Here is an 11,567-nt window from a genome sequence, read left to right on the forward strand (position 1 = left end):
TCGGCTGACTGAGGGGGACTGGGGAGTCAGCAGGCCCCCTCCGTCTCGCGGCTGACGCCGCGATCCACCTCCCCCAAAGGGGGCGGAACTTTTGAGCATCATGCTCCCCTCCGCTTGGCGAGGGCGTCTTCACGGGCCTTGGCGAGCATCCGCGCGGTCTCGATCAGCACCGGGCCTCCGCAGAAGGTCAGCTGCTGGGGGAAGGTCGCACGGTGCATGCGGCTGGCGACCCGCGACAGCGCCGGATGGGTGAGGACGCGGTCGGCCCAGGTCGGGGCGCCGGGCTCGGCCTGCCCCGCCAGCAGGACGTCGGGGGGATCGGCGACCAGCAGCTCCAGCGGGATGTTGCCGGTGCGCTTGAGCCCGTAGCGGGCGGCGGCGTTGTCGAGGCCGCAGCGGCGCATCATCTCGTCCATCATCGTCCCCGGAGCGGTGGCGAAGCCGCCGGCCTGGTAGGTGATCGCGCTCAGTCGCGGCGTTCCCGGCCGCGGCGCGGCGGCCGCCAGCGCAGTGCGGACCTGGGCGATCACCGCCTCGCCGCGCTCGGGGCGATGCACCGCACGAGCCACCTGGCGGACCTGGTCGAGGCTTTCCTCGACGGTGTTGGGCACCGCAAACAGCTCGGCCGGAATGCCCAGGCGCTTCAGCGCCGCGCGGGTGGCGGGCGAGGAGTGGCGGCCGGTCAGCACCAGGTCGGGCCGCAGCGACAGCACCTCCTCGGCGCTTTCGTAGGTGAAGGGGTAGCTAGCGCCGGACGGCCCGATGCTCGAGGAAGTCGGCTCGTGCGAATAGTGGCTGATGGCGGCGATCTGGGCGCGGTCGGCCACATGGACGAGGATCACGTCCAGGCAGGGATTGAGCGAGACCACGCGCCGCGGCTCGCGCACAGGAGCAGCCGCGGAAAGGCCCACCGCGGCGCCCGCGACGAGCGCCGACCGCCGGGTGAGCATCCAGCTCAAAAGTCGATCCCGCGCTGGGCCTTGATGCCCTGCTCGAACGGATGCTTGACCAGGGTCATCTCGGTGACCAGGTCGGCGATGGCGAGCAACTCCGGCTTGGCGTTGCGGCCCGTGATCACGACGTGCTTGTCGCGCGGACGGACCATTAGGTCGGCGACCACCTGGTCGACGTCGAGATAGTCGTAGCGCAGGGCGATATTCAGCTCGTCGAGGATGACGAGATCCAACTCCGGATCGTTGAGCATCTCCAGCGAGGTCGCCCAGGCGGCCTGGGCGGCGGCGATGTCGCGGGCGCGGTCCTGGGTGTCCCAGGTGAACCCCTCGCCCATCACCTCGTAGCGGACGCTGTCGGGGAAGCGCTTGAAGAACTGGCGCTCGCCGGTGATCCACTTGCCCTTGATGTACTGGACGATCCCGACCTTCTGGTTCCAGCCGAGGGCGCGGGCGACCATGCCGAAGGCCGCCGTGGACTTGCCCTTGCCGTCGCCGGTGTGGACCAGCAGCAGGCCCGGAGCCTCATCGGTCTTTTCGGCCATCATCGCCTCGCGCTCGGCCTTGAGCGCCTGCATGGCCTGCTTGTGCTCTTCGTTCTTGCGGTCTTCGTCGCTCATCGGCGGGAACTCTCCAGGGCCGCCTTCAGGCGCGGCCAGTCCTTGGGTTTCGGCAGGCCGAACCTGAGCCAGGTCGGCTGATCGGGAAAGGGCCGCGTGAGCACCCCGCAGCGGGCGAGCTCGGCGAAGCGGCGTCCGGCATCGGGCGCCGCGGCCAGCCGGAACAGCGAGGTCCCGCCCAGCACCGCAAAGCCGCTCGCCACCAGCAGGGCGTCAAGGCGCGCAGCGTCCCGGGCGAGGCGCAGGCGCGTACGCTCGCGCCAGCCTTCGTCGGCGTAGGCGGCCAGGCCGGCGGCGATCGCCTCGGCGCCGACCGGCCAGTCGCCGAACTGGGCCCCGATGCGCGCGGCCAAGCCCGGCTCGGCGATCACGAAACCGAGCCGCACGCCCGGCAGACCGTAGAACTTGCCGAACGAACGCAGCACCACCGTGCGTGGGCCGGCGGCGGCGGCGGCGCTGAGCTGCGGCGCAGTCTCGACGAAGGCCTCGTCGACGATCAGCCAACGGTCGGCGAGATTCGGCGCGGAGACGATCGCCCCGTCCGGATTGTTCGGATTGACCAGCACCACCGCTTCGGCGGCGCTGGCGGCGATCTGGTCGGCGGCGATGGCTTTGACCTTGGCGCCGGCCAGCCGCCAGGCCTCGGCGTGGCCGCCATAGGTCGGCGAGACGATGGCGACCGAGCGGGCGCCAAGGATCCGCGGCAGCACGCGCAGCGCCGCCTCCGTCCCCGGCGTCGCCACCACCCGGTCGGGGTCGACCCCGAAGGCGCGGGCGGCGGCGGCTTCCAGCGCCCTCACCTCTTCAGGATCGGGCAGGCGGCGCAGCGCATCGGGTGTGGCCCGCGGCGCCGGATAGGCCCGCGGGTTGATCCCCGTCGACAGGTCGAGCCAAGGCGCGGGAGCGTCCGGGAACGCTTCCTTCGCCGCCGCCAGGCGGCCGCCGTGGCGGAGGAAGACCCCCGCGTCGAGGTCAGAAGCGGGCGCGGACACCGGCATAGACCCCACGGCCCGGCGAGCTGTAGTTGCGGATGGTTTCGTACTCGTCGTCGAAGGCGTTCTCGACGCGGCCGTAGAGCTCGAAGGTCTCGTTGACCGGGTACGAGGCGCGCAGGTCCAGCAGGGTGTAGGCCTGCAGGGTGTAGCTGTTGGCGGCGTTGTCGTAGCTCTTGCCGACATAGCGGATCGAACCGCCGAGGCTGGCCTTGTTCTCCCAGGTGTAGGTCGCCTGGATGTTGGCCTGATGCTCGGGCCGGCGGGCCAGGTGCTTGCCGCGGTTGGCGTTGCCGGCGGAGTCGTTCTCGGTGTCGGTCCAGGTGTAGTTGGCGCCGAGCGTCAGCGGGCCGAGATCGGCGGTCCCTTCCAGCTCCACCCCGTGCGCCTTGGTCTGGGCGGTGTTGGCGTAGTAGCCGAAGCGGCGCACGCCGTTCACGACGCACATCGGATCAGTGGTCGTGGCGGTGCAGGAGAAGTAGTCGATCTGGTTGTCGGTCTCGCGGTTGAAGTAGGTCGCGCGGACCAGGAAGCGATCGGCGAAGCGCTGCTCGATCCCGGCGTCCCAGCCGTCGGCCTCTTCGGCTTCCAGGGCCTGGTTCCCGTACTCCGAATAGAGCTGGTAGAGGGTCGGGGCCTTGAAGCCCTGGCCGAAGCTGGCGCGCAGCACGGTGTTTCCGTCGTTCAGCGACCAGGCCGCAGCCAGCTGGCCGAGGGTCGCGTCGCCGAAGGTGTCGTGGCTGTCGCGGCGCAGGCCGGCGGTCAGGGTCAGGCCGGTGATCACCTCGCCCTGGACCTGGGCGTAGATCCCGTCGATGCCGGCCTTGGCGCGGGTGGCCGGCGGGTTGGGCGCGAAGGCGCTGGGCGAGGCCGAGCGCATCGAGGAGTCCTCGGTCTCGCCGCCGAAGGTCGCGGTCCAGGCGTCGTTGATCGTCCAGACGCCCTGGTACTCCCAGCGCTTGTTCTCGCCGCGGGCGTCGAAGGTGGTGGTGGTCACCGCCTGATCCGGATTGGTGTTCTGGCGGTCGGTGCGCGTGTAGGCGTAGGCGATGCGGTTGGCGAGCGCGCCGCCGAACAGGTCGAAATTGACCCCGGCGTAGCCGACGAACTCCTCGGTCTCGCCGTACTCGCGGGTGTCGCCGAAGCTGTAGGTCGGCGGCGGGAAGCCGTCGAAGCCGTTGCGGCCCTTGGAGTAGACGCCGCGCAGGTCGAACGAGAGCGCGTCGGTGGCGGTGATCAGCGCCCGGCCGCTGACGCCGGTGTTCTCATAGCCGTCCTTCTCCTGGCCGAGGCGGTAGGACGAGACGCCATCGGTGTCGTAGCGGCCGGCGGCCAGACGCCAGGTCAGATGCTCGCCCTTGCCGCCCGCACCGGCGCGGAAATAGCTCGTGCCCATCGAGCCGCCCTCGGCGGAGAGGTCGGCCTCGAACGGCGTTTCGGCCTGGCGGGTGATGACGTTGACGACGCCGCCGATGGCCTGGCTGCCCCAGAGGGTCGATTGGGCGCCGCGCAGGACTTCGATGCGGCCGATGTCGCCGGCCAGCAGGTTGGCGAAGTTGTACCCGCCGCCCGTGGTCGAGGGGTCGTTGAGCTTGACGCCGTCGATGATCACCACGGTCTGGTCGGCCTCGGCCCCGCGGATGCGCACCGAGGTCGAGCCGCCGACGCCGCCGTTGCGCGCGAAGGAGACGCCGGGAAGGGTGGACAGCAGGGAGGAGACGTCGGCGGTCTGGGCGGCCTTGATCGCCGCGTCGTCGAGGACGCTGACGCTCTGGCCGACGCGATCGGCAGCCTGCGGGTTGCGGTTGGCGGTGACCACCAGTTCGCTGACGCTGGCGATGGCGACCGGCGCGGCGCTCTGGGCGAGCGCGCTGGTCGAGAGGCCGCAGAGCGCGGCGGTGGTGGCGAGTAGAATGGTCTTCATCGGGTTATCCCCCCTGACGCATGACGACATGACCCGCGCTTGCACGCAGGTCGACGGACGCCGTCTCTCGGGAAAACTCCCCGTTCGCGCGCTCCCACCGAGCGTACGAAGGACGACCGCGTCAGGCAGGTCTCCTGGCTCACGGGTCACAGCCTTTGCGCGCCGCCTTCCCAGACTTCCGTCCAGTGGCCTATGACGCGCGGGCTCGCCGCTTACAGTTGCGGGGGCAGCCCAGGTTTCACACCTGAGTTCCCTATTAATCCCCTCTCGGGGAACCTGTCGCGGGGCCTGCCTAGGCTCTGCCATGCGGAGCGTCAATCCAAATGAGCCTGACCTTCGTCCTCGGCGGCGCGCGTTCCGGCAAGACCAGCTACGCGCTGCGAGAGGCTTGGAACCATTCCGGAAAACGTCGGGTGATGGTCGCCACGGCCCAGGCCCACGACGCCGAGATGGCCGAGCGGATCGCCCGTCACCAGGCCGAACGGGGCGAGGGCTGGGTCACGGTGGAGGCGCCGCTGGAGCTGGCCGCGGCGGTCGCCGCCTTGGGCGCGGGCGACGTGGCGGTGGTCGACTGCCTGACCCTGTGGCTGACCAATCACCTGCTGGCCGACGCAGACCTGAGCCAGAAGGTCGCCGAGCTGGTCGCCGCGATGCAGGCCAGCCCGGCGGCGCTCTATGTCGTCTCCAACGAGGTCGGCCAGGGGATCGTGCCCGACAACGCCCTGGCCCGCCGGTTCCGCGACGAGGCGGGCTGGATGAACCAGGCGATGGCGGCGGCCGCCGACCGCGCCGTGCTGGTCAGCGCCGGATTGCCCCTGGTCCTCAAGGGTTGATACATTTTGCATCCAAAATATTGACCGTTTGAATTCACCCTCATAGGCTTGCCGAAACGCCCGGCAAGGGCGCAGGCCTGGGTGGAGCGCGATGGACGGACCGATCAGGATTCTGGTGCCGACAGGCTCGCTCGGGGCCGGCGCCAGCGAGAAGGAAGTCGCCTACGGCATCGCCCAGGGGGCGCGGGCGATCGCCACCGACGCCGGATCGACCGACAGCGGCGCGGCCTATCTGGCGCTCGGGATCTCGAAGAACAATCGCGGCTCGGTGAAGCGCGACCTGACGATCCTGATGCAGGCCGGGGCCGAGGCGAAGATCCCGCTGATCATCGGCACCTGCGGCCAGGCCGGCGGCGACCGCAACCTCGACTGGACGGCGGAAATCGTCGTCGAGGTGGCGCGTGAACTGGGGATCCGCCCGAAGATCGCCCTGCTCTATTCCGAGCAGGACAAGGCCGACCTGAAGGCGCGCAACGCGGCGGGCAAGATCTCGCCGCTGGCGCCGCTGGGACCGCTGGACGACGCCGACATCGACGCCTGCGAGCACATCGTCGCGGCGATGGGCCCTGAGCCCTACATGGCCGCGCTGCAGGCCGGGGCCGACATCGTGCTCGGCGGGCGCACCACCGACACTGCGGTGCTGGCTTGCTTCGCGCTGCTGCACGGCGCGCCGGCCGGGCCGGCCTGGCATGCGGCCAAGATCGCCGAGTGCGGGGCCCAGTGCACGGCGGTGCGCAACGGCGGCGCCGGGGTGCTGATCGGCATCGGCCCTGACGGCTTCGAGGTCGAGCCGCTGGCCGCCGACAACTGGTGCGATCCGGAGAGCGTCTCGGCGCACATGCTCTACGAGAACAGCGACCCGTTCCGGCTGACTGAGCCCGGCGGGGTGCTGGACGTGACCCAGGCGGTCTACACCCAGGCCTCGCCGCGGGCGGTGAAGGTGACCGGCTCGATCTGGGAGCCGCAACCCTACACGATGAAGCTGGAAGGCGCGGCGGCCAGCCGCTTCCAGACGGTGATGCTGATCGGCATCCAGGACCCCGACGTGCTGGCCGATATCGACGCCTTCCACGACCGGCTGCTGGCCGCGCTCCACCAGCGGGTCCACAAGACCATCGGGGCGGCGGCCGGCGACTTCCACATCTCGCTACGGCTCTACGGCTGGAACGCGGTGTCGGGCGACAAGCCGCCGGAGGGCACGCCGCCGCCGCGCGAGGTCGGGGTGCTGTTCGTGGCCACCGCCGACACCCAGGAGATGGCCTCGCAGATCGCCAAGGCCTGCAACCCCTACTTCTTCCATTTCCCGCTGGTGATGGACAAGGAATTGCCGAGCTACGGGTTCGCCTTCACGCCGGCCGACATCGACCGCGGGCCGGTGTTCGAGTTCAAGCTGAACCACGTGGTCCAGGTCGACGACCCGATGGAGCTGGTGCGCACCGCCTGGATCGACCTGCGCGACGAGGAGGCGGCCTGATGGCGAGGGTCAAGGACGTCTGCCGCCACGTGCGGTCCAAAAATGCGGGGCCGTTCTGGGTCACCATCGACTTCTTCTTCGACGGGCCTGAGAGCTTCGCCCGCTACGCCGACAGCCCGGTGCTGGGGCCGGAGCTGTTCGCGCGGCTGTTCGGGGCCGACCCGGCCCTGGTCAAGCGGTTCGCCGCGCCGAGCCTGAACGTCGTGAAGGTCTCCTATCCGCGGGCCGCGCCGCAGGGCGGCATGGTCGAGCGCGACATGCACGCTGGCCAGCAGTACGTGCGGCTGCTGGACGTCGAGCTGGACGCCGCATGATCCGGCGGGTCGTCGTCACCCAGCGGTTCTTCGACGACGCCGCCCGCGCCTATCTGGAAGAGAACGGCTGCGAGGTGGCGGTCGCCGACCTGCCGCCGGGCAAGGGCGACGGCGACTACACGCAGGCCGAACTGGAGGCGCTGCTGGCCGGGGCGGCCGGCTGGATCGTCGGCCATGCGCGGGTGACGCGGCCGCTGCTGGCGGCGCTGCCAGGCTTGCAGATCGTCTCGCGCCGCGGGGTCGGTTACGAGCGCGTCGACCTGGAGGCGGTGCGCGAGCTGGGCAAGGTGGCGGCGATCGCGGCCGGCGGCAACGACGCCTCGGTGGCCGATCATACGATCGCGCTGATGCTGGCGGTCGGCCGCCGGTTCCGCGAGTCCCAGGCCGCCATGCAGGCCGGGACCTGGTCGATCCTGACCGGCTCGGATCTCTACCGAAAGACCGTCGGCGTGGTCGGCGCCGGCCGCATCGGCCGCAGCGTCGTCCAGCGGCTGAGCGGCTTCGAGGCCCAGGTGCTGGTGCACAGCCCGCGCCGGGACGAGACCTGGGCACGCGCCGCCGGCGTCGCCTACGCCGACCTGCCGACCCTGCTGGCGCAGTCCGATTACCTGACCCTGCATGCGCCGCTGACGGCGGAGACGCGGTTCCTCATCGACGAACGGGCGCTGGCGGCGATGAAGCCCGGTGCGATCCTGATCAACACCGCCCGCGGCGGGCTGGTCGACGACCGCGCGCTGCTGGCGGCGCTGGAAAGCGGGCGGCTGGGCGGCGCGGGCCTCGACACTTTCATGAGCGAAAGCGATCCGGACTGGGCGGCGGTGACGCAGGCGCTGCTGGCGCGCGGCGACGTCGTCGCCAGTCCGCATGCGGCGGCCTCCTCGCGCGAGGGGCTGGAGCGCACCAACATGGTCGCTGCCCGCTCGGTCGTGGCGGTGCTGGACGGCGGCGATCCGGCGGCCGGATGCGTGGTGGCCGACGGCCGCTAGCGCAGCGCCGCGGCGATGGCCTGGCCGCAGGCCACCGTGCCCAACGGGCCGCCCAGGTCGCGGGTGCGCAGCTCCTGGCGGGCCAGCACCGTCTCGATCGCGCTCACCACCGCGGCGGCCGCCTCGTGCTCGCCGAGATGATCGAGCATCAGCGCCGCCGACCAGATTTGGCCCACCGGATTGGCCACCCCTTGCCCGGCGATGTCCGGGGCCGAGCCGTGCACCGGCTCGAACAGCGAGGGGAACTTGCGCTCGGGGTTGATGTTGGCGGCCGGGGCGATGCCGATGGTGCCGGTGCAGGCCGGGCCGAGGTCCGAGAGGATGTCTCCGAACAGGTTCGAAGCCACCACGACGTCGAACCAGTCCGGATGCTGCACGAAGTGCGCGGTCAGGATGTCGATGTGGTACTTGTCCCAGCGCACGTCGGGATAGCCCTGGGCCATGGCTTCGACCCGCTGGTCCCAGTAGGGCATGGTGATCGAGATGCCGTTCGACTTGGTGGCCGAGGTCAGGTGCTTCTTCTCGCGCCGCTGGGCCAGGTCGAAGGCGTACTTCAGCACCCGATCGACGCCGATCCGCGTCATCACGGTTTCCTGGACCACCACCTCGCGCTCGGTGCCCGGGAATATCGTTCCGCCGATCGAGGAGTACTCGCCCTCGGTGTTCTCGCGCACGACGTAGAAGTCGATGTCGCCGGGGCCGCGCCCGGCCAGCGGGCTGGGCACGCCGGGCATCAGCTTGACCGGCCGCAGGTTCACGTACTGATCGAACTCGCGCCGGAACTGGATCAGCGAGCCCCAGAGCGAGACGTGGTCGGGCACGCTTTCGGGCCAGCCGACCGCGCCGAAGAAGATCGCGTCATGGCCGCCGATCTGCTGCTTCCAGTCCTCGGGCATCATCGCGCCGTGCTGCAGGTAGTAGTCGCAGGACGCGAAGTCGAAGTGGTCGAACTCAAAGCGGCAGCCGTAGCGCGCCGAGACCGCCTCCAGCATCCGCAGGCCCTCAGGCAGGACCTCCTTGCCGATCCCGTCTCCCGGAATGACGGCGATGCGATGGGTGCGGCTCATGACTCCCTCAGGCGCAAGCGACTATGGACAGCGCCGATGCTATCGCCCAAAAGATTGGATGCAATAATTATATAAAATGGATGCCATTTACGGGCAGCCTCATCGAAGGGTGGCGATGGCGAGGATGCGGGTCTTGGTGCGCAGCACGTGGTCGCTCATCGCCCGTTCGGCGCCTTGCGCGTCGCCGGCGCGGATCAGGGCGAGGATCTTTTCGTGATCGGCCTGCATCTCGACGATGTGCGGCGGGGTGGTCGCCGGCAGCTGGCGGGCGCGGGCCGGCACGTGCGCGGCGATGGTCGGCGACACCCGCACCGGATCGCCGAACAGCGGATAGAGCAGCGTCATGCGGATGGCGCTGCGCAGGGCATGGTTGCGGGTCACCTGGTGGATCAGCCGGTGGAAGATCCGGTTGTACTCGTACCAGTCGCGCTCCAGCGCCTCGGACCAGTCGCCGCGCGTCGCGATGGCCTGCGAGCGGGCGGCGACGTCGGCGAGATAGGCCAGCTCCTCGTCGGTCCAGCCGCGGTCGACCGATAGGCGGCAGGCCAGTCCTTCGAGCGAGGCGCGCACGTCGATCGAATCGTAGACGTCGCCAAGAGTCACCGCCCGCACGGTGTAGCCGCGGTTGACGCTGTAGAGCACCAGCCCCTCGGCCGAGAGCACGGCGAGCGCGCTGCGGATCGGGGTGCGCGAGACCTCAAGCTGGGTCGCCAGGCCTTCGGCCCGCAGCCGCGTGCCCGGCGCGATCGCGCCCGTGACGATCATCTCGCGCAGCCGGGTCAGCACGGTGTGGGTGGCCGGCTCGGTGTTCTGGGGATCGGCCAGCGCCTCGACACCGCCCATCGTCTTGCCCGCCATGCCCCGCTCCGAGAATCTTCGATCGGCCCCACGGTGGGCGATCCCCCCGAGCGATACAATCACCGGGCCGCGCGCGTCCCGCCCTTTCCACGCGCCGCGGCGAGCGGCGCTCGAGCGACGGAGCTCAGCCGTGATCCCCCTCATGCACCCGGCCCTGCTCGGGCTGGCGATGGTCGTCGTGTTCATGACCCTGATCATGACCAAGAGGATGTCGGCGATCGCCGCGCTGCTGATCGTGCCGATCGTGTTCGGACTGCTGGCCGGCTCCGGACCGCAGCTCGGCGACATGATCATCAAGGGCGTGCTGCAGGTGGCCCCGACAGCGCTGATGCTGGCCTTCGCGGTGCTCTACTTCGCGATCATGATGGACGCTGGGCTGTTCGATCCGCTGGTGCGGAAGGTGCTGGCCACGGTCGGCGAGGACCCGGTTCGGATCAGCCTCGGCACCGCGGTGCTAGCGGCCACGGTCTCGCTCGACGGCGACGGCACGACCACCGCCCTGATCGTGATCAGCGCCATGCTGCCGGTCTATCGACGGGTGGGGATGAACCCGCTGATCCTGGCCACCCTGCTCGGCCTGACCAACTCGCTGATGAACTTCGTGCCCTGGGGCGGGCCGTCGGCCAGGGCCGCAGCGGCGGTGCACGCCGAGCTCGCCGACGTCTTCCTGCCGCTGCTGCCGGCGATGATCGCCGGGCTGGCGGCGACCTTCGTGCTGGCCTGGCTGTTCGGCCGCGCCGAGCGCCGGCGGCTGACCTGGACGCCCACGGCCGACGCCTCGCCCGCCCCCGCGTTCGCGAGCGCTGACCCGACGCTGGCGGAGATCCGCCGCCCGCGACTGTTCTGGCTCAACCTCGCCCTGACCGCAGGCCTGGTGGCCGGGATGATCCTCGGCCTCGCGCCGTTGCCGGTGCTGATGATGGGGGCCTTCGCCATCGCCGTGACGCTCAATTATCCGCGGCTGGCCGAGCAGCGGGCGCGGATCGCGGCGCATGCGGAGAACGTGGTCAACGTGGTGGTGCTGATCTTCGCGGCCGGAGCCTTCACCGGCATCCTGAACGGCGCGGGCATGGCCGACGCCATGGCCCAGGCGGCGCTGTCGGTCATCCCGCCCAGCGTGGGTCCCTTCCTGGCGCCGATCACCGCCCTGGCCAGCATGCCGCTGACCTTCGTGATGTCGAACGACGCTTACTACTTCGGAGTCGTGCCGGTGATCGCGGCGACCGCCGCCAACTTTGGCATTCCGCCCGAGGAGATCGCCCGCGCCTCGCTGATCGGCCAGCCGGTGCACGCGCTCAGCCCGCTGCTGGCCCCGATCTACCTGGCCTGCGGCCTGCTCGGCGTCGACGTCGCCGACGCGCAGCGCTTTGCGCTGAAATGGGCGGTGTTGATCTGCCTGGTGGTCCTGGCCGCGGCGATGGCGACGGGAGCCGTGCCGCTGGCGGCCTAGGCGGTACGACGATGCAAGGCACGGGAGGGGATGTTGGGATTGCGGTCGTTAGTGGCGGCTGCAAGATTTGAAATCAGCGGCCGGCGCAGAAATCGCCAT

The 11,567-nt window shown here is 70.2% G+C and carries 11 protein-coding genes and 1 riboswitch; of the genes, 5 read left to right on the forward strand and 6 right to left on the reverse strand.

Annotated features, from left to right (window positions below; genetic code table 11):
- Positions 1 to 98: 98 nt before the first annotated feature.
- The 4 genes from C0481_RS02245 to C0481_RS02260 are packed head-to-tail and all read right to left on the reverse strand — an operon-like array spanning position 99 to position 4,486.
- Positions 99 to 950 carry an ABC transporter substrate-binding protein gene (locus C0481_RS02245; protein WP_293400553.1) on the reverse strand — a complete coding sequence of 284 codons (852 nt, stop codon included), beginning with the start codon at positions 948 to 950 and terminating at the stop codon, positions 99 to 101.
- Positions 951 to 955: 5 nt separating this feature from the next.
- Positions 956 to 1,570: a cob(I)yrinic acid a,c-diamide adenosyltransferase gene (cobO, locus tag C0481_RS02250; RefSeq protein WP_293400291.1), complete on the reverse strand. Its 615-nt coding sequence runs from the start codon at positions 1,568 to 1,570 to the stop codon at positions 956 to 958.
- The gene (gene cobD / locus C0481_RS02255; protein ID WP_293400293.1) at positions 1,567 to 2,562 is read right to left on the reverse strand and encodes a threonine-phosphate decarboxylase CobD; all 996 of its coding nucleotides are present in this window, start codon (positions 2,560 to 2,562) and stop codon (positions 1,567 to 1,569) included. The genes cobO and cobD overlap by 4 nt, the downstream gene beginning before the upstream one ends.
- Positions 2,543 to 4,486 (reverse strand): TonB-dependent receptor, encoded by a 1,944-nt coding sequence (locus C0481_RS02260; RefSeq protein ID WP_293400295.1) that lies wholly within the window; start codon positions 4,484 to 4,486, stop codon positions 2,543 to 2,545. The genes cobD and C0481_RS02260 overlap by 20 nt, the downstream gene beginning before the upstream one ends.
- 106 nt (positions 4,487 to 4,592) lie before the next feature.
- Positions 4,593 to 4,781: riboswitch (cobalamin riboswitch) on the reverse strand.
- 28 nt (positions 4,782 to 4,809) lie between these two features.
- Here C0481_RS02260 and cobU point away from each other — a divergent pair.
- From cobU to C0481_RS02280, 4 genes are all read left to right on the forward strand, one after another.
- Positions 4,810 to 5,319 (forward strand): bifunctional adenosylcobinamide kinase/adenosylcobinamide-phosphate guanylyltransferase, encoded by a 510-nt coding sequence (cobU, locus tag C0481_RS02265; RefSeq protein WP_293400298.1) that lies wholly within the window; start codon positions 4,810 to 4,812, stop codon positions 5,317 to 5,319.
- Between the two features lie 91 nt (positions 5,320 to 5,410).
- Positions 5,411 to 6,793: an acyclic terpene utilization AtuA family protein gene (locus C0481_RS02270; RefSeq protein WP_293400300.1), complete on the forward strand. Its 1,383-nt coding sequence runs from the start codon at positions 5,411 to 5,413 to the stop codon at positions 6,791 to 6,793.
- Positions 6,793 to 7,107: a DUF4387 domain-containing protein gene (locus C0481_RS02275; protein WP_293400302.1), complete on the forward strand. Its 315-nt coding sequence runs from the start codon at positions 6,793 to 6,795 to the stop codon at positions 7,105 to 7,107. Before C0481_RS02270 ends, C0481_RS02275 begins: the two co-directional genes overlap by 1 nt.
- Positions 7,104 to 8,093, forward strand: a complete 990-nt coding sequence (locus C0481_RS02280; RefSeq protein WP_293400304.1) for a phosphoglycerate dehydrogenase — start codon at positions 7,104 to 7,106, stop codon at positions 8,091 to 8,093. The genes C0481_RS02275 and C0481_RS02280 overlap by 4 nt, the downstream gene beginning before the upstream one ends.
- Here C0481_RS02280 and C0481_RS02285 read toward each other — a convergent pair.
- Positions 8,090 to 9,160, reverse strand: coding sequence for a tartrate dehydrogenase (locus C0481_RS02285; protein WP_293400306.1), 1,071 nt, complete (start codon positions 9,158 to 9,160; stop codon positions 8,090 to 8,092). The genes C0481_RS02280 and C0481_RS02285 overlap by 4 nt on opposite strands.
- A 99-nt stretch (positions 9,161 to 9,259) precedes the next feature.
- A complete protein-coding gene (locus C0481_RS02290) occupies positions 9,260 to 10,018 on the reverse strand; it encodes a GntR family transcriptional regulator (protein ID WP_293400308.1) in 759 nt (252 codons plus the stop codon).
- 130 nt (positions 10,019 to 10,148) lie between these two features.
- On the opposite strand from C0481_RS02290, the gene C0481_RS02295 reads away from it, so the two are divergent.
- Positions 10,149 to 11,468 carry a citrate:proton symporter gene (locus C0481_RS02295; RefSeq protein WP_293400310.1) on the forward strand — a complete coding sequence of 440 codons (1,320 nt, stop codon included), beginning with the start codon at positions 10,149 to 10,151 and terminating at the stop codon, positions 11,466 to 11,468.
- Positions 11,469 to 11,567 lie beyond the last annotated feature (99 nt).

It is taken from the genome of Phenylobacterium sp. (assembly GCF_013822795.1).
Taxonomy (GTDB): Bacteria; Pseudomonadota; Alphaproteobacteria; order Caulobacterales; family Caulobacteraceae; genus Phenylobacterium.

Coding starts and splice junctions, on each gene's coding strand:
- C0481_RS02245 (WP_293400553.1), bottom strand. CDS start 950: ATGCTCACCCGGCGGTCGGCGCTCGTCGCGGGCGCCGCGGTGGGCCTT.
- cobO (WP_293400291.1), bottom strand. CDS start 1,570: ATGAGCGACGAAGACCGCAAGAACGAAGAGCACAAGCAGGCCATGCAG.
- C0481_RS02260 (WP_293400295.1), bottom strand. CDS start 4,486: ATGAAGACCATTCTACTCGCCACCACCGCCGCGCTCTGCGGCCTCTCG.
- cobU (WP_293400298.1), top strand. CDS start 4,810: ATGAGCCTGACCTTCGTCCTCGGCGGCGCGCGTTCCGGCAAGACCAGC.
- C0481_RS02270 (WP_293400300.1), top strand. CDS start 5,411: ATGGACGGACCGATCAGGATTCTGGTGCCGACAGGCTCGCTCGGGGCC.
- C0481_RS02275 (WP_293400302.1), top strand. CDS start 6,793: ATGGCGAGGGTCAAGGACGTCTGCCGCCACGTGCGGTCCAAAAATGCG.
- C0481_RS02280 (WP_293400304.1), top strand. CDS start 7,104: ATGATCCGGCGGGTCGTCGTCACCCAGCGGTTCTTCGACGACGCCGCC.
- C0481_RS02285 (WP_293400306.1), bottom strand. CDS start 9,160: ATGAGCCGCACCCATCGCATCGCCGTCATTCCGGGAGACGGGATCGGC.
- C0481_RS02290 (WP_293400308.1), bottom strand. CDS start 10,018: ATGGCGGGCAAGACGATGGGCGGTGTCGAGGCGCTGGCCGATCCCCAG.